Source organism: Bacteroides congonensis (assembly GCF_900130125.1).
Taxonomy (GTDB): domain Bacteria; phylum Bacteroidota; class Bacteroidia; order Bacteroidales; family Bacteroidaceae; genus Bacteroides; species Bacteroides congonensis.
Window position 1 is genome coordinate 376,941 of sequence record NZ_FQXY01000010.1, and the last position, 16,493, is coordinate 393,433.

Genomic DNA, 16,493 nt, shown 5'->3' on the forward strand with positions numbered 1-16,493 from the left:
ATGGAAAAAGAACTTAGAATTATTATTAGCGGTGGGGGCACAGGAGGACATATCTTTCCTGCTGTCTCCATTGCGAACGCTATAATGGAACTGCGTCCCGACGCAAAAATACTCTTTGTAGGCGCAGAAGGACGTATGGAGATGCAACGGGTTCCCGATGCAGGCTATCAGATTATCGGTCTGCCGATAGCCGGCTTCGACCGCAAGCATTTATGGAAAAACGTATCGGTGGTAATCAAGCTGATACGCAGCCAGTGGAAAGCTCGCAAAGTTATCAAGAACTTCCGTCCGCAAGTAACGGTAGGGGTAGGCGGTTACGCCAGTGGGCCGACCTTAAAGACTGCCGGAATGATGGGTGTCCCTACTCTGATACAAGAGCAAAATTCATATGCCGGAGTAACCAATAAGCTACTGGCACAGAAAGCAAAAGCTATTTGCGTGGCTTATGACGGGATGGAAAAGTTCTTCCCTGCGGATAAAATCATTATGACAGGCAATCCGGTGCGGCAGAATCTGACAAAAGAGATGCCGTCCAAAGAAGACGCGTTGCGTTCTTTCAATCTGCAACCGGATAAGAAAACAATCCTCATCGTAGGCGGCAGCTTGGGAGCACGCACCATTAACAATACGCTGACAGCCGGATTAACGGCTATCAAAGAGAACAGTGACGTGCAGTTCATCTGGCAAACAGGAAAATACTATTATCCGCAAGTGACCGAAGCCGTGAAAGCGGCAGGAGAACTTCCGAACCTGTACGTGACGGATTTCATCAAAGACATGGCAGCCGCTTATGCCGCCGCCGACCTCGTTATCTCCCGTGCGGGAGCAGGGTCAATCTCCGAGTTCTGCCTTTTGCATAAACCTGTTGTCTTAGTTCCTTCGCCCAATGTGGCGGAAGACCATCAGACTAAAAATGCATTAGCACTGGTAAACAAGCAGGCAGCCATCTACGTCAAAGACAGCGAAGCGGAAAGCATCTTGATGGATATAGCCCTGTCCACCGTCAACAACGAGCAGAAACTAAAAGAACTAAGTGAAAATATCGCCAAGTTAGCCTTACCCGATTCAGCGAGAATCATCGCCCAAGAGGTAATAAAGCTGGCAGAAGCAAAGAGCTAATTAAATATATATCCAGGCATAGTTTCCACGTAATCCGTGCCTGAAATTGATACAAATACTAAAGATAAAAGAAATGAATATCGAAACAATAAAATCAGTCTACTTCGTTGGTGCCGGCGGCATCGGTATGAGTGCGCTTGTGCGCTACTTCCTCTTCAAAGGAAAAGTAGTAGCAGGATACGACCGCACCCCTACTCCATTGACTGAAACACTAATCGCCGAAGGCGCACAAATACATTACGAAGAAAACGTCGACCTGATTCCGGAAGCCTGTAAAGACAAGGAAAGTACCCTCGTCATATTCACTCCCGCCGTTCCGCAGGAACACGAAGAATTAGTCTATTTCCGCAACAACGGATTCGAAATACAGAAACGCGCCCAAGTATTGGGAACGATTACCCATTCGAGTAAAGGCTTATGTGTGGCAGGTACTCATGGCAAGACTACCACTTCTACCATGACAGCCCACCTGTTTCACCAGTCACACGTGGAATGTACCGCCTTCCTCGGAGGAATCTCGAAGAATTACGGAACCAACCTGCTGCTTTCCCAGGAAAGCCCTTATACGGTAATCGAAGCAGACGAGTTCGACCGCTCTTTTCACTGGTTGTCCCCATTTATGTCCGTCATTACCTCGACAGACCCGGATCACCTCGACATCTACGGAACAGCGGAAGCCTACCTGGAAAGTTTCGAGCACTACACCACCCTTATCCAACCGGGTGGCGCACTGATTATCCGCAAAGGCATCTCCCTGCAACCGAAAGTACAGCCCGGCGTACGTGTCTATACCTATTCACGTGACGAAGGAGACTTCCACGCAGAGAACATCCGCATCGGTAACGGAGAAATATTCATTGACTTTGTAACACCGGACACCCGTATTAATGACATCCAACTGGGAGTTCCGGTAAGCATCAACATAGAGAATGGCGTAGCTGCCATGGCACTGGCGTACCTGAACGGAGTGACTGCCGAGGAGATTAAAAGAGGAATGGCCAGTTTCCGAGGAGTAGACCGCCGGTTCGATTTCAAAATCAAGAACGACCGTATCGTCTTCCTAAGCGACTACGCACACCACCCCTCTGAAATCAAACAGAGCGTGCTTTCTATGCGTGAGCTTTACAAAGACAAGAAAATCACAGCCGTCTTCCAGCCGCATCTTTACACCCGCACGCGTGACTTCTATCAGGACTTTGCCGACAGCCTCTCACTGCTCGATGAAGTAATCCTTGTAGACATCTACCCGGCACGCGAAGCACCTATTCCCGGCGTCACCAGTCAGTTAATCTATGACAATCTACGCCCCGGCATCGAAAAAAGTATGTGCAAAAAGGAAGATATACTGAACATTCTGAAAGATAAAAACATTGAAGTATTAATAACATTGGGAGCCGGAGACATCGACAACTATGTCCCCGAAATTTGTAAAATCCTCGAAAACCGATAAAGCTTATGGTAAAGAGAATCCTTCTGTCCATCGTCATGCTGGTGCTTATAGCCTACCTCGTCGTAGCTGTCAGCGCCTTCAACCGCAAGCCTGCCGACCAGACCTGCCGTGACCTGGAATTAGTCATCAAGGATACCGCTTACGCCGGCTTCATCACCAAGGACGAACTGAAAGGTATCCTTGAGAAGAAAGGCATCTACCCTATCGGGAAAAAGATGGAGCGCATCTCCACCAAGTCGTTGGAACGGGAGCTAAGCAAGCATCCGTTGATTGATGAAGCAGAATGTTACAAGACCCCAAGCGGCAAAGTCTGCGTGGAGGTGACACAGCGTATCCCTATCCTGCGGGTGATGAGTGCCAACGGCGAGAATTACTATCTCGACAACAAAGGAACGGTCATGCCGCCGGAGGCAAAATGCGTCGCACACCGGGTAATTGTCACCGGAAACGTAGAAAAGTCGTTTGCAATGAAGGATTTATATAAGTTTGGTGTATTTTTGCATAACAATAAGTTTTGGGATGCCCAGATAGAACAAATTCACGTGCTGTCCGACCGCAGTATCGAATTAGTGCCGCGTGTAGGCGACCACCTTATCTATCTAGGCAAACTGGAAAACTTTGAAAACAAACTGGCACGCCTGAAAGAATTCTATAAGAAAGGACTCAACCAGGTAGGCTGGAACAAGTATTCACGCATCAACCTCGAGTTCAGTAACCAGATTATCTGTACGAAAAGAGAATGATGGGGAACAGGTTGTGAGTAATGAGTGATGAGTTATGAATGACAAGTCTCTCTAAATAGTAAACTGTAAATAATTAAATTGTAAATAAAGAGATGGCAACAACAGAATTTATCGCCGCTATTGAACTTGGTTCATCGAAGATAACCGGTGTGGCCGGAAGAAAGAACAGTGACGGAAGTATGCAGGTATTGGCATATGCCCAGGAAGACTCTTCTACGTTCATCCGTAAAGGAGTAATCTTTAACCTGGACAAGACGGCACAAAGCCTTACTTCTATCATCAACAGACTGGAAGGTGAGTTGAAAAACTCAATTGCCAAAGTATATGTAGGCATCGGCGGACAGTCACTCCGCACAGTCCGCAACGTAGTAAGTCGCGACCTGGAAGATGAAGCCATCATATCAGAAGAGCTCGTAAGTGCTATCGGTGACGAGAATATCGCCATTCCGGTAGTCGATATGGATATACTGGACGTAGCGCCACAGGAATATAAGGTAGGCAATAACCTGCAAGCCAATCCGGTCGGACTGGTAGGCAGCCATATCGAAGGCCGTTTCCTCAATATCGTTGCCCGCGCTTCCGTACGGAAGAACCTGGAACACTGTTTCCAGCAGGCTAAAATCGACATTGCCGACCAACTGATCGCTCCACTCGTTACAGCCAACGCCGTACTGACGGAAAGCGAACGCCGTTCGGGTTGCGCACTCATCGACCTCGGCGCAGACACGACCACCATCTCTGTTTACAAGAACAACATTCTCCGCTTCCTGACCGTACTGCCGCTAGGTGGCAACAGCATCACGCGCGACATCACCACCCTGCAAATGGAGGAAGAAGAAGCCGAACGCCTGAAGAAAGCCTATGGTGACGCCCTCTACGAGGAAGACCCTGAACAAGAAGAAGCTACCTGCAAACTGGACGACGACAGCCGTACCATCAAGGTAGCCGACCTCAACAATATCATCGAAGCCCGTGCCGAAGAAATCATCGCCAACGTATGGAACCAGGTACAGCTATCCGGCTTTGATGACAAACTGCTGGCAGGAATCATCCTGACGGGAGGAGCCGCCAACCTGAAAAATATCGAAGAAATGCTGCGCAAACGTAGTAAAGTAGAGAAAATACGGATGGCGAAACTTCCCCGCAACACAGTTCATGCCCCAAGCAATATCCTGAAAAAAGACGGTTCGCAAAACACCCTGTTCGGACTTCTGTTTGAAGGAAACCAAAACTGCTGCCTGACAGAAACCGCTCCGCAGCCTACTCCCACTCCGATGAGTTCCAGACCTGAACCGGCGGAAGTCCACAAAACGGCAGATATGTTTGAGGACGACCAGGAACTGAAAGAGCAAGCCCGCATCGCCCGACTCAAAAAAGAGGAGGAAGAACGGGAAGCGAAGATAGCAGCCAAAGAAGCGGAAAAGCTTCGCAAGCAGAAGGAGAAAGAAGAGAAAGAAAGACGGAAACGGGAAGCTGGCCCGAGCTGGATTCAGCGCAAGATTGACTCGCTGACGAAAGAAATCTTCTCCGACGACGATATGAAGTAAGTGATTAGTGTTTTAGTGATTAGTGATAAATAAAAATAGATTAGGATATGGACGAGATAGTACAATTCGATTTCCCGACAGATTCACCGAAAATCATCAAAGTGATTGGTGTAGGTGGTGGTGGTGGTAACGCTGTAAACCACATGTACCGGGAAGGTATCCATGATGTAACGTTCGTTCTTTGCAACACGGACAACCAGGCACTGGCCGAATCACCCGTCCCGGTGAAACTGCAACTGGGCCGTAGCATCACCCAAGGGCTTGGAGCCGGCAACCGTCCCGAACGGGCACGCGACGCCGCCGAAGAAAGCATAGAAGATATCAAAAGCCAACTGAACGACGGCACCAAGATGGTATTCATCACCGCCGGAATGGGAGGAGGAACCGGAACCGGAGCCGCCCCTGTCATTGCCCGCATCGCGAAGGAAATGGATATCCTGACTGTCGGTATCGTCACCATCCCCTTTATCTTCGAAGGAGAGAAGAAAATCATCCAGGCACTGGACGGCGTGGAACGCATCGCCCAGCATGTTGACGCCCTGTTGGTTATCAACAACGAACGCCTGCGCGAAATATATGCCGACCTTACCTTTATGAACGCCTTCGGCAAAGCCGATGATACCCTCTCGATTGCCGCCAAGAGCATTGCCGAAATTATCACCATGCGTGGTACGGTCAACCTGGACTTTGCCGATGTCAAGACCATCCTGAAAGATGGTGGCGTAGCCATCATGAGTACCGGATTCGGCGAAGGAGAAAACCGTGTCACCAAGGCCATAGACGATGCCCTGCACTCTCCGTTGCTCAATAATAATGATATCTTCAACGCCAAGAAGGTAATGCTGAACGTATCTTTCTGCCCGTCATCGGAACTGATGATGGAAGAAATGAACGAGATACATGAGTTCATGAGCAAATTCCGCGAAGGTGTAGAAGTTATTTGGGGTGTTGCTATCGACAACTCGCTGGATACAAAGGTGAAAATTACCGTATTGGCAACCGGATTCGGTGTGGAAGACGTTCCCGGAATGGACACGCTGCACGCTGCACGCAGTCAGGAAGAGGAAGAACGCCAGTTGCAACTGGAAGAGGAAAAAGAAAAGAACAAAGAGCGTATCCGCAAGGCATATGGCGAAAGTGCCAGCAACATCGGAAGCAAGAGTCTCCGCAAACGCCGCCACATCTATCTCTTCAACACGGAAGATTTGGACAACGACGACATCATCGCTATGGTAGAGGACTCTCCTACGTATATGCGTGACAAGACGACTCTGACTAAGATTCGCACGAAAGCGGCTCTTGAAGAGGAAGTAGCGACAGAAGAAGCAACAGATGACAACGGAGTCATCACTTTCTGATAACTTATAACATATAAACATCATAACATATAAAGATATGGATTTATTCGACCAAGTCAGCGAAGACATTAAAACCGCAATGAAGGCAAAAGACAAAGTAGCCTTGGAAACTTTGAGAAATATAAAGAAGTTTTTCCTGGAAGCCAAGACCGCTCCGGGAGCTAACGATACACTGACAAATGACGCAGCCCTCAAGATTATCCAGAAATTAGTGAAACAAGGAAAAGATTCTGCCGAAATCTATATCGGACAGGGACGCCAGGATTTGGCTGACATAGAATTGGGTCAGGTAGCCGTTATGGAAAAATTCTTGCCGAAACAAATGTCTGCCGAAGAACTGGAAGCTGCATTGAAGGAAATCATCGCCGAGGTAGGTGCTACCAGCGGTAAGGATATGGGTAAAGTGATGGGAGTTGCTTCTAAAAAATTGGCAGGACTTGCAGAAGGACGTGCTATTTCCGCAAAAGTGAAAGAACTTTTGGGATAATCCCCATTCTCTACACATAGTTTTTTATCTGCCATCTGCGACATTTTCGTTTTTATATATTTATAATCAGCCAGTTATAGCGTTGCAGATACCCGTTGCAGCTATGTTACAGATTCTTTTATCTGCAACATAGCTGCAACAGTCTTTTTATAGTCTGAAACAGTTGATTCTCCCTATACTTCCAAATCGAAAAGCCAATACATAAAACATCATTTCGCAGTAGAAAAACCATCGTTTCCATTATTTCATACTAAATGTATTGAAGGAGTGTGCTTTTAAAGTTACATCTAAAAACTTATCACCCAACTTCACTGTTAAATTCTTCGGCTCGTCATTGAAATTGGCAGCTACAACCAAATATCTTTTCTCCGGTGTAAGGAATATAACAACAGGCAGTTTATCTTCACCTTTTGCTTTATATTGTAATACTTTAGTTCCCGAAACCACCTTGTTGCTGAAATGTTTTACTGCATAATACTCTGGAGTATAAGTAACAGAAGCAGTCTTTGAATCTACACGAATCAATGCATTCTGTTTCCAGCCCCAGCCACTTGTCCCTGCATCACACAAGATAGCATTCCAGAAAGTATATTCCTCACAGCCATTTCCTAAATAATGACTGATTAGGTTGAAAGTATGTTCGGCAGCTTTCCAATCGAATGTACCGGAACCACATTCACTTTCAGTCTGCATATATTTATAATTAGGATACTTTTTACGGATTTCAGGGAGAATTTGTCCACCCCACCATTGGAAACCGACACCTTCGACAGCATCTTTCATGCGGGGATCAGAAAGAACTTTTTCTACCAGTTCAATACGGTTTGTATTGAGCGTACCCAAATAAACTTGAACATCAGGATGCAGTTTCTTTATTGTCGGCGCAAAATATTCCACGTTGAAACGAATAATACCTTCTGGAGTCCATGCACAAGCCGGATAGATGGAATAAGCCCACGGCTCATTCTGAAACATTACACGGGAAATAGTAACTCCTTCTTCCTGATAAGCAGATACGAATTTACAGAAGTAATTGGCATAGGCCTGCAAATAACGAGTATCTTGAATAAAATAGTCATTGACAGCTACCTGCTTGGGATAAAATGTCTTATCTACATTATCAGCTCCTTCATAAAGAGCTATTTCATGCTTAACCGGCAATTGGTTCACTTCGGCCTTGCTCCTCACAGAATAGTAATGATTGACTTTCATCCAAGAAGGAGGTGACCAAGGAGAAGCCCAAAAAGTCATATCAGAGTTAATACGTTGAACTCTCTTTATATAGGGTATCAATGTTGTTTTATCACGGTTAATATTGAAATATTTCAATCGGAAATCACCCGGCACCTCATCACAACTGTACCAGTTACGAGCATAGTCATTAGCATTCATAGGAATACGTCCCATGGAAAAGCGCAAATCTCCATCAGGAGAAAACAAGTTGTTTAAAACAGCATCTTGTTCTTTAAGAGGCAACATATTGAGAGCATCCCAACCTAATTCATTAAAACAAGTTCCCCACTTCTTGAATATCTGGATATTTTCAGTACCATCTACTGACAATAAAGGGATATTTTGACTATCTGCCTGTAATCTGATTTTAGCTTCTTTCCAAACATTATTATCTGTACTGCTAATCCAGATAAAAGATTGAGCATATATGCTGGAAAAAAACGCTAAAAGAGTTCCCAGTGTACATAATTTCTTTAAATTCATTTTCATTAGTATTTTGTTAAGTAATAATTCAAAGCAGGTTAATGACAATTTATCGATTTAATAAGTTATCCTATTAGGAAATTTTTGTTCCTTACCCCAACTGTCCTCCGACACCTTCAACCAGTTGCCAAGTTCCTTTTTCAATAGCTTAGCTTGTTTTGCCGGAATCTTTTCCATCTTCAGAGAATGCATTTGGTAGGGATCTTTCAAATTATCAAAAAGCTGATAATTTCCATCTTTTGTCACCAAATACGAATAACGGCCGGTACGAACACCCTTTTCTTTCTGCTGATAAAAGAATTGAGAGACAGGCTTTTTTACATTCTTATATTTACCAGTAAGAATGCCTTGCGAATAATCTTTTCCCTTCACTGTTTCGGGTAGTTTGTCTCCAAGATTCATCATACCCAACAAAGTCGGCATAATGTCTATAGCCCCTAACATCAGATCGTCCACTCCCGGTTTCAGCTTACCAGGATAACGTATAAAGAACGGAATAGAGAACGATTCATTATAAATCACACTCTTCGCCATACGTCCGTGACTGCCCATCATTTCTCCATGATCAGCGGTAAATATCAGAATTGTGTTCTCTGTCAAACCTTCTTCATCCAAAACCTTCAATACACGACCTATTTCGTCGTCCACACTCTTCACTAAAGAGAAATAAATTTTAGCTTGAAATGTCAGTTGTTCCAGGTTTCTCACCTGTGTCCCCTCTCCAAACTTCACATTGGGACGAAGCAAGACTTCTTTCGGTTTCAAATTCTTGTAATATTGGTTAAACACCTCTTCCTTGCAATCTGTAAGCCTATGATAAGGTGTGTGAGGCGGATTCATACTCCAAAACAAACTAAAAGGTTTAGATGGGTCCCGTTCCTCTTGTCTATTTCGCAGATAGCTTATTACTACATCTGCTTCTACTTCCGGAGTAAACCGACGATAACGAAATGGTTCACCATCCTTCTGTCCACCCACCAGTTCCGGACGATTGGAATAGGCTGTAGCGTTAAAATGACTATCTTTCAACTGCTGGAACCAATATTTATTACTCTTGCGCCCTCTTCCTTCAGGAATATAGGTATCGTATGGGTATACACAATGCCCACCGGGCGCTTTGTTTGTACCCACGTAGTTATTTTCCTTATCAAACAAAGCTTCTGTACGATGCCAATGCGTTTTTCCTACATAAGCCGTTTCATAACCGGCTGTCGCAAGCACATCTGTGAAACAAACCAAACTATCGGGAATACCATTCTGATTATTCACATGACAGTTACCCGGCACCCCATTCTTCTCCGGAAATGCACCCGTCATCAGCATGGCACGATGAGGACTACTCAACGGGCAAGTACTGCACGCCCGATTAAAAACAACACTCTGTTTGGCCAACCTGTCCAAGTTAGGAGTATGAACCGGATCACCTACCGTACTCAGAACATTGCGATATGCCGGATCGCTCCATAAACTCAATGCGTTCAACCGATATTGATCCGAGAAAATATAGACTAGGTTCGGTCGTTGCTCCTGTCCAAGAAGCTGTGTACACGTTCCTGCAAAAAGAGTTACAGGAAGTCCCCAAATAAGTTTGTGCAAAATTCGTTTCATTTCTATTTTAATTTAAACAAAGACTATTTATACATTACTTCTTCTGACTTAAACGAACTCGACGAGCTATAAACTAATAACACAGCACCTATGCCCTATAAAAGTAACATAAGGCTGTGTTATATACAAAAACCATTACCAACCCGGATTCTGTCCCAAATTAGGATTTTTGTATTTCTCCGTATTGGAAATCGGATAGAAATACAAGTTGTCCGTCATGTTTCTGGTTTCCATCAGGAACTTGGAATATTCAAACTTACCAGCTTCGCCCTTAATAACTTTCACACCATAAATATCAGCAGTCTTATCCAAATCTTTCCAACGACGCACATCCCAAAAACGATGTCCTTCAAAAGCTAATTCCACCCGTCGTTCGTTCTTCAGACGTTCTATGAAATCAGCTTTTCCCATACCTGCAGGATAAGGAGGCATTTCTACCTTACCACGCGCACGCACTTTATTCACTGCTTCGCGGGCAGTCATAGGATAATCTGCATCCGCATAATCAGGATTTCCAAAAGCATTTATCATTGCTTCCGCATAATTCAGCAATATTTCAGCATAACGGAACAATACCCAGTTATGTTGCGCTTTAGTAGTCGTGGAACCTGACACAAAACTGATATTGGGATTAAGATACTTGTACAGATAATACCCTGTAGTAGTAGCGTTAGTCAAAGGAAGACCATTAGCACCGCCTTCCCATATCTGAAGAGGTGCACCACACCAATTCATATTATTGTAAGCCACAGTTCTTGCCAGACGTGGGTCACGGTTACTGTAAGGATTGGCTGCCATAGTAGGATCGTTCCAGTCAAATTTGGAACCGTCTTTCATCTCAAAAGCATCCACCAAGTTCTGTGTGGGACAAGTAGAAGTTTTTCCACCCTCTACTCCCATGGGGAAGTTGGCTTTCTCAAAATCTCCCGTTTCACCTATACCACGGGCTAAAATCACTTCGGCACATGTGTTGTTCACTTTACGAAACTGAGCTGTAAGATCATCCACTAGCTCATAACCCAACTCAGAAACATTACCGATGATCTCATAAGCAGCGGATGCAGCTTTTTTCCATTTTCCGGCATTATCTTCCGAATAGAGAGGACTTGCCATATAAAGCGTAACTCTAGACTTCAATGCCAAGGCTGCCCCCCGAGTGATACGACCAATATCTTTACTAGCAAAACCTTCCGTATAAGTAATAGGCAATTTGCCTTCCGCTGTAATTTCTGTAAGCTCTTTTATAATGAAGTCCGCTACTAAATCACAACTTTCACGTTCCAAGCTGTTCACCTCGTCCTGAGTGAGCACTGTAGTAACCAACGGCACATCATGATAACGCTTAATTAATTCAAAATAATAAAACGCACGAAGAAAGCGTACTTCATAAGGAAAGTTATTAAATTCCTTCATCATATCCTTATACTTCTCTGCATTTTCCCAGTCCTCAAAAGTCTGTCCTTCAGCCTCCTTCAGATAAAGGTTGGCAGCACGAATGGCTGTATAGTATTCACTCCAGACATCATCTACCAATCGATTTGCTGACCAAGTGCCGTTTACAAAATAATGGATAGCTGAAGACTTGTATACATGTACGGCATCGTCTGTTGCCGCATCCTGCATAGCGCCTTCTGTATTACAAAAATCTTGAGGCAAATAACTGTAAATATTAGTCACCATCTTCTTGGAGCGTTCAAAGCTCGTAAAGATGTTTTCCTTTTGATAGTCGTTTGACTCATCGCAGTCCATGAAGTCACATCCGCTCAATATGCAGACCGACATAAGTAATGCTATATGTTTCAATTTCATAAGTTTCATTCCGCTTAAATTATTAGAAACGTAAATTAACGCCAAATGTATATTGAGTCATCAACGGATGACCGGTACCTGTCATTTCAGGATCTATCACACCATCCATTTTATCAATGCTGAACAAATCGTGTCCACGGGCAAACAGTCTCATATGGTTCACACCGGGTAACTTATTTACCCACTTTTGCGGTAAATCATAATACACTTCCAATGTACGTAACTTCAGGTATGAGGCGTCAGCTACCCACAAAGAATTGGTATTATAGTTGTTCTTGGAACCATTATAAGTGAGACGCGGATACTTGCCATCGGGATTACTTTCCGTCCAACGATTATCATAATAATATTGAGAAACAGTATTATTGTTTACCAGAGGACGATAGATACTGCGTGTATCAAGCATCTGACTATAATTGGCAACCCCTTGGAATAAGGCTGTAAATCCTAATCCTTTGTATTCGGCTCCAAGACTGAAACCGTAATAAATCTCAGGACAAACTTTATTATATCCTAATGCTACCTGATCATATTCATCAATTACTTTATCACCGTTCTGATCCTTGAATTTCAAGTCACCGGGACGTACTTCATCCAGTATCTGTTTCACTTCACGATTTTCAATATCATCCCAACTCTGATAAATCCCCTCCACTTCATAACCAAAATATTGGTTTACAGAATGTCCGGTACGTTTCAAATAATCATACGGACGATACACCTCATTCATCTCCTTAATCTTATTACGATTGAAACTGAATTGCCCGCTTAACTGATAAGTAACATTTCCTATTTTATCATTCCAATTAGCTGCAACTTCCACGCCGTAGCTATTCACAATACCACTGTTTATATCAGGAGCTGCAATACCTAATACAGAGGAAAGAGCGCCATCTCCATCTACTAAAATATCTGTACGATGATCATAATAACCATCTATTGATAAAGAAAGACGATTCCATGCCATAAAATCAATACCTGCATTCAACTTATGTGATTTTTCATAAGTTAACCCATCTACAGCAAGACGAGCCTCTTTCATACCGCTGATGGAAGCCGGTGTTTCACCAAAATAATAACTTCCACCACCACTATATGAACCACGGAAAAGTTGTACACCATAGTCAGCGCGCCCTGCAATACCATACGAAGCACGAAGTTTCAACATATTCAGCCAGTCAGCTTTAAAAACATTTTCTTCTGAAAGAATCCAACCTGCACCTACCGAAGGAAAAATTCCCCATCGATCATCCGGTTCGAGAATACTGGACGCAGAACCTGCCAAAGAGAAATCAAGCAAGTAACGGTTCTTATAAGTATAATGAATTTGCCCCACAATATCCATAAAGGCTCTGCCTGCATTCTGCCCACGCTTCATCAGCTTGTCCATACTATAAAACACAGTAGCGTTCAACTTATGATCAGCCTTCCAAGTACGATCATAATTCAACTGTGCATTGATAGTCAGACGGCGAACCACATCCTTGATACTGCTACTAAAGTCTAAAGCAGTTTCTTCAGTCAAATTCTTATAAGAATTTTTTTCACCGTCCCAACCCATAATAGCTTGTTCGGTTGCATATTTATGCTGGTTGCGTTCCCAATATCGTGCCTCGTTGTCAAAACCTAGACGTGCAGTAGCAAACAAACCTTTAGTAATGAAACTCAAGTCCTGTACAAAGTTTATGTCGGCATAGAGATTACGAGTTTGCCCACGTTCATAACCAGTATCAGAAATCATAGCTATCGGGTTACTACCATAAATTGAAGTTGCACCCCATCGGCCACCAGAAGTCTTGATAGGCATAGCCCCCGATGGAACTTTGTACAACATATCAAATATGTCAGCGGTAGTAGTATAAGGACGATTGTCCTCCGCAAAGTTACCACGCATATTAAGCTGCAATTTAGTGGTATTTCCCAACTTGATGTCGAGATTGGTCATGAAGTTCAGTTTAGAATACTTAAACTGCGTAGAATATCCTTCATTTTCCTCTGTGGGTTGTAAGATACCTTTATCATTCAAGTAATTCAACTGGGTAAAATACTGTACGACATCACCACCTCCACGAAGAGAAAAATTCACATTATTACCGAAACTATGGTTTCGAAGCGCTTCGTCCACCCAATCCACATTAGGATAAAACTCCGGATAAGTCTGGTCGCGGAAAGCATCCAACTCACGCTGATTGTAACGAGATGTCGTGACGCCGTCATTTCTCAAGCCTTCATTCATAGACTGAGCATAAGTATAACCATCCACAAATTCCGGTAAACGACGTGGTGTACCCATCTTAAACTCGTAATCGAACGTAATGACAGGTTTCCCTGCACAACCACGCTTGGTAGTGATAAGAATCACACCGTTAGCGCCACGTACACCATAAAGCGCCAGTGAAGTGGCATCTTTCAGTACACTGACGGACTCGATATCTTGCACAGCAAGATTATCAATACTACGTTCATAACCATCAATCAATATCAACGGACTCTTACCATTGGTAGTCCCTACACCACGTACATAGAGTGTAGCACCGTTTTCCCATTCATTCCCTCCATTCTGCAAAACCTGAAGGCCGGGAATTAATCCAAACAAAGCGTTGGAAGCTACCGTACTGGTACGGTGACTCAGTTCATCAGCCGTAGCCATGCCACCAGAAGTAGTCGCTTCTTTCTTGCTGAACGAGATACCCCGTCCATAATGCTGTATGCTGTCTGCTACCTGAGCTGCCGCAATGGAAGAACACAGCAGCCCTGTAATGATTAGCTTTATACTTTTTTCCATAAGGATAGTATGATTACTTTATTCAATAATAAATTATGTTATTCCCAACCAGGATTTTGAACCAATCCGTAACCTTTGTTCACCTCTTTGGGAGGGAATGCGCTCAAATACCACTTGGGAGAGAAGCCACCGGCTTTCTGCCAAGCCCTTTCTTTCAATTGCGGGAACTCAAACAGATATTCTCCTGTTTTCTTATGCTTATAGAAATAAAGACCATGCAAATGTTTAGTAAAATCCGTCTCACGTTTCCAACGAATAAGGTCATAGAAACGAACTTCCTCAAAGCCAAATTCACAGGCACGTTCACGAAGTACCGCTTCACGGAATTCTTTTTTGCCCAATCCTGTCTTCAGATCACCCAAACCCACACGATTCCTCACCGCATTGATGTAAGAATAAGCCTCCCCGGTACGGTTACATTCATTCAATGCTTCAGCATACGACAAATAGACCTCAGCTAAACGTAGTAACGGCCACTGAATGACACGCCCACTCCACTCCCCTTGACGGTCGAGTAAAAACTTACGTGCTGTCAGACCGTTAGTGGTTAATCCTTTATCATCCAAACTGACACTTTTATTATTATAATGTTCGCCTTTCGGATAATTTGTCTTATCTTTTGAATATTGCCGATATATAGCAGCCACACCGCTACCGAACTTGTCACCATCCAACAGAATGGTTTCGCACAAACGAGGATCACGATTTATAAACGGATTTTTAGCATGCTCTTGGTTATTCCAGTCAAAATCGCTTCCATCTGCCATAGGGAACATATCGAAGTACTCCTTAGTAACTCCCCAAGCACCCCAACGTGCACTTTGCATGATACCACCGATTTTGTTGGTCTTATAATGGCGACGTACCGAAATCAATGATTCGGTCGTACCTCGTGTATAATAAGCGTCACGGAATGCCATACGCAGCTCTCCGGCTTTTACCAAATCGTAGAAACCTTCCTTATTCAATGCCCTAAAAAAGTCTTCGCCTGCTTTTGCGGCATCTTCCCAACGCTTTTGTTCATATCCACCAAACCAAGTCATCAGTTTTTCGGAAGCTTCACCTTCATAATAAGGCATCTCGTTATTAAATAACGGACTTGCAGCAAACAAAAGAACACGTACTTTCAATCCCATAGCGGAAGCACGGGTCAGGCGACCACTCCAGTTGTCAGATTCTTCTTCAGTAACATTCCAAGGAAGTTCTTTACAATCAATAGCTTCATCCAACAATCTCACAATAAAATTCACAGTCTCCTGCAAAGTGGCACGGGCAGGAAATCCCAAACCATCTTCTGCAGAAATAGCTCGATCCACAATAGGCAGACCACCAAAATGACGAAGCATTTCGGCATATTGAGTAGCAATCACAATTTTAGCTTCCGCTTTCAAACGTAACTTCTCAGCATCTTCCATATCAGGCACACGGTCCACATTCTCTATAAACACCCAAGCCATGCGGATACTTTTCCAACTATTACGCCGGGTAAAACCGTATTTGGTACCTCCGTCTCCATCCGACGCCTCTTCCGAACCAGCATTGTAAGCACCACTATAATAAGCTTTATTAGGGCCATCCCAAGTCAAAGCTGAATTACACAAATCCGTCAAGTCTTCCTGAATGCCGAACCACATATTGGTGGAGTAACCATAACTGTTACTTGCCCAAAATGCATATGGCAAATTACCGTAACTATTCCACAGCACCCGACGCGCATATACCGCTGTAGAAAAGATGGTATCAATGGTAACATCCGAACTAGGCGGTTTCTGGAGAAATTTCTCACCCAGCGCAAAGTCCTCACATGATATTGTGGTAATCAATAAAGCCCCCAACATCAATCCTTGAAAATATCTTGTAAGTGATTTCAT

General features: G+C 43.9%; 11 protein-coding genes. 6 read left to right on the top strand and 5 right to left on the bottom strand.

Annotated elements, in window-relative coordinates; genetic code table 11:
* From murG to BQ7997_RS13035, 6 genes are all read left to right on the top strand, one after another.
* Complete coding sequence (gene murG / locus BQ7997_RS13010; protein WP_073347408.1) at positions 1–1,119, top strand: undecaprenyldiphospho-muramoylpentapeptide beta-N-acetylglucosaminyltransferase; 1,119 nt, start codon at positions 1–3, stop codon at positions 1,117–1,119.
* A 73-nt stretch (positions 1,120–1,192) separates the two neighbouring features.
* The gene (gene murC / locus BQ7997_RS13015) at positions 1,193–2,569 is read left to right on the top strand and encodes a UDP-N-acetylmuramate--L-alanine ligase (protein WP_073346818.1); all 1,377 of its coding nucleotides are present in this window, start codon (positions 1,193–1,195) and stop codon (positions 2,567–2,569) included.
* A gap of 5 nt (positions 2,570–2,574) precedes the next feature.
* Positions 2,575–3,312: a cell division protein FtsQ/DivIB gene (locus BQ7997_RS13020; protein WP_044654530.1), complete on the top strand. Its 738-nt coding sequence runs from the start codon at positions 2,575–2,577 to the stop codon at positions 3,310–3,312.
* 92 nt (positions 3,313–3,404) lie between these two features.
* Positions 3,405–4,859 carry a cell division protein FtsA gene (gene ftsA / locus BQ7997_RS13025; protein ID WP_073346819.1) on the top strand — a complete coding sequence of 485 codons (1,455 nt, stop codon included), beginning with the start codon at positions 3,405–3,407 and terminating at the stop codon, positions 4,857–4,859.
* Positions 4,860–4,906: 47 nt separating this feature from the next.
* Positions 4,907–6,217, top strand: a complete 1,311-nt coding sequence (ftsZ, locus tag BQ7997_RS13030; protein WP_022138719.1) for a cell division protein FtsZ — start codon at positions 4,907–4,909, stop codon at positions 6,215–6,217.
* Between the two features lie 37 nt (positions 6,218–6,254).
* Positions 6,255–6,704, top strand: a complete 450-nt coding sequence (locus BQ7997_RS13035) for a GatB/YqeY domain-containing protein (RefSeq protein WP_044655685.1) — start codon at positions 6,255–6,257, stop codon at positions 6,702–6,704.
* Positions 6,705–6,944: 240 nt separating this feature from the next.
* On the opposite strand, the gene BQ7997_RS13040 is transcribed toward BQ7997_RS13035, so the two are convergent.
* The 5 genes from BQ7997_RS13040 to BQ7997_RS13060 all read right to left on the bottom strand — a co-directional run bounded on the left by BQ7997_RS13040 (position 6,945) and on the right by BQ7997_RS13060 (position 16,493).
* On the bottom strand, positions 6,945–8,426 hold the full coding sequence (locus BQ7997_RS13040; RefSeq protein WP_073346820.1) for a glycoside hydrolase family 30 protein: 1,482 nt from the start codon (positions 8,424–8,426) through the stop codon (positions 6,945–6,947).
* 51 nt (positions 8,427–8,477) lie between these two features.
* Positions 8,478–10,028, bottom strand: a complete 1,551-nt coding sequence (locus BQ7997_RS13045) for a sulfatase family protein (protein WP_073346821.1) — start codon at positions 10,026–10,028, stop codon at positions 8,478–8,480.
* 135 nt (positions 10,029–10,163) lie between these two features.
* The gene (locus tag BQ7997_RS13050; RefSeq protein ID WP_317045014.1) at positions 10,164–11,837 is read right to left on the bottom strand and encodes a RagB/SusD family nutrient uptake outer membrane protein; all 1,674 of its coding nucleotides are present in this window, start codon (positions 11,835–11,837) and stop codon (positions 10,164–10,166) included.
* Positions 11,838–11,859: 22 nt separating this feature from the next.
* Positions 11,860–14,622 carry a SusC/RagA family TonB-linked outer membrane protein gene (locus tag BQ7997_RS13055; protein WP_073346822.1) on the bottom strand — a complete coding sequence of 921 codons (2,763 nt, stop codon included), beginning with the start codon at positions 14,620–14,622 and terminating at the stop codon, positions 11,860–11,862.
* Between the two features lie 38 nt (positions 14,623–14,660).
* Complete coding sequence (locus tag BQ7997_RS13060; RefSeq protein ID WP_073346823.1) at positions 14,661–16,493, bottom strand: RagB/SusD family nutrient uptake outer membrane protein; 1,833 nt, start codon at positions 16,491–16,493, stop codon at positions 14,661–14,663.

What these genes read in the sequence shown, in the direction of transcription:
- murG (WP_073347408.1), top strand. Translation starts at nt 1, where the DNA reads ATGGAAAAAGAACTTAGAATTATTATTAGCGGTGGGGGCACAGGAGGA.
- murC (WP_073346818.1), top strand. Translation starts at nt 1,193, where the DNA reads ATGAATATCGAAACAATAAAATCAGTCTACTTCGTTGGTGCCGGCGGC.
- BQ7997_RS13020 (WP_044654530.1), top strand. Translation starts at nt 2,575, where the DNA reads ATGGTAAAGAGAATCCTTCTGTCCATCGTCATGCTGGTGCTTATAGCC.
- ftsA (WP_073346819.1), top strand. Translation starts at nt 3,405, where the DNA reads ATGGCAACAACAGAATTTATCGCCGCTATTGAACTTGGTTCATCGAAG.
- ftsZ (WP_022138719.1), top strand. Translation starts at nt 4,907, where the DNA reads ATGGACGAGATAGTACAATTCGATTTCCCGACAGATTCACCGAAAATC.
- BQ7997_RS13035 (WP_044655685.1), top strand. Translation starts at nt 6,255, where the DNA reads ATGGATTTATTCGACCAAGTCAGCGAAGACATTAAAACCGCAATGAAG.
- BQ7997_RS13040 (WP_073346820.1), bottom strand. Translation starts at nt 8,426, where the DNA reads ATGAAAATGAATTTAAAGAAATTATGTACACTGGGAACTCTTTTAGCG.
- BQ7997_RS13045 (WP_073346821.1), bottom strand. Translation starts at nt 10,028, where the DNA reads ATGAAACGAATTTTGCACAAACTTATTTGGGGACTTCCTGTAACTCTT.
- BQ7997_RS13050 (WP_317045014.1), bottom strand. Translation starts at nt 11,837, where the DNA reads ATGAAATTGAAACATATAGCATTACTTATGTCGGTCTGCATATTGAGC.
- BQ7997_RS13055 (WP_073346822.1), bottom strand. Translation starts at nt 14,622, where the DNA reads ATGGAAAAAAGTATAAAGCTAATCATTACAGGGCTGCTGTGTTCTTCC.
- BQ7997_RS13060 (WP_073346823.1), bottom strand. Translation starts at nt 16,493, where the DNA reads ATGAAATCACTTACAAGATATTTTCAAGGATTGATGTTGGGGGCTTTA.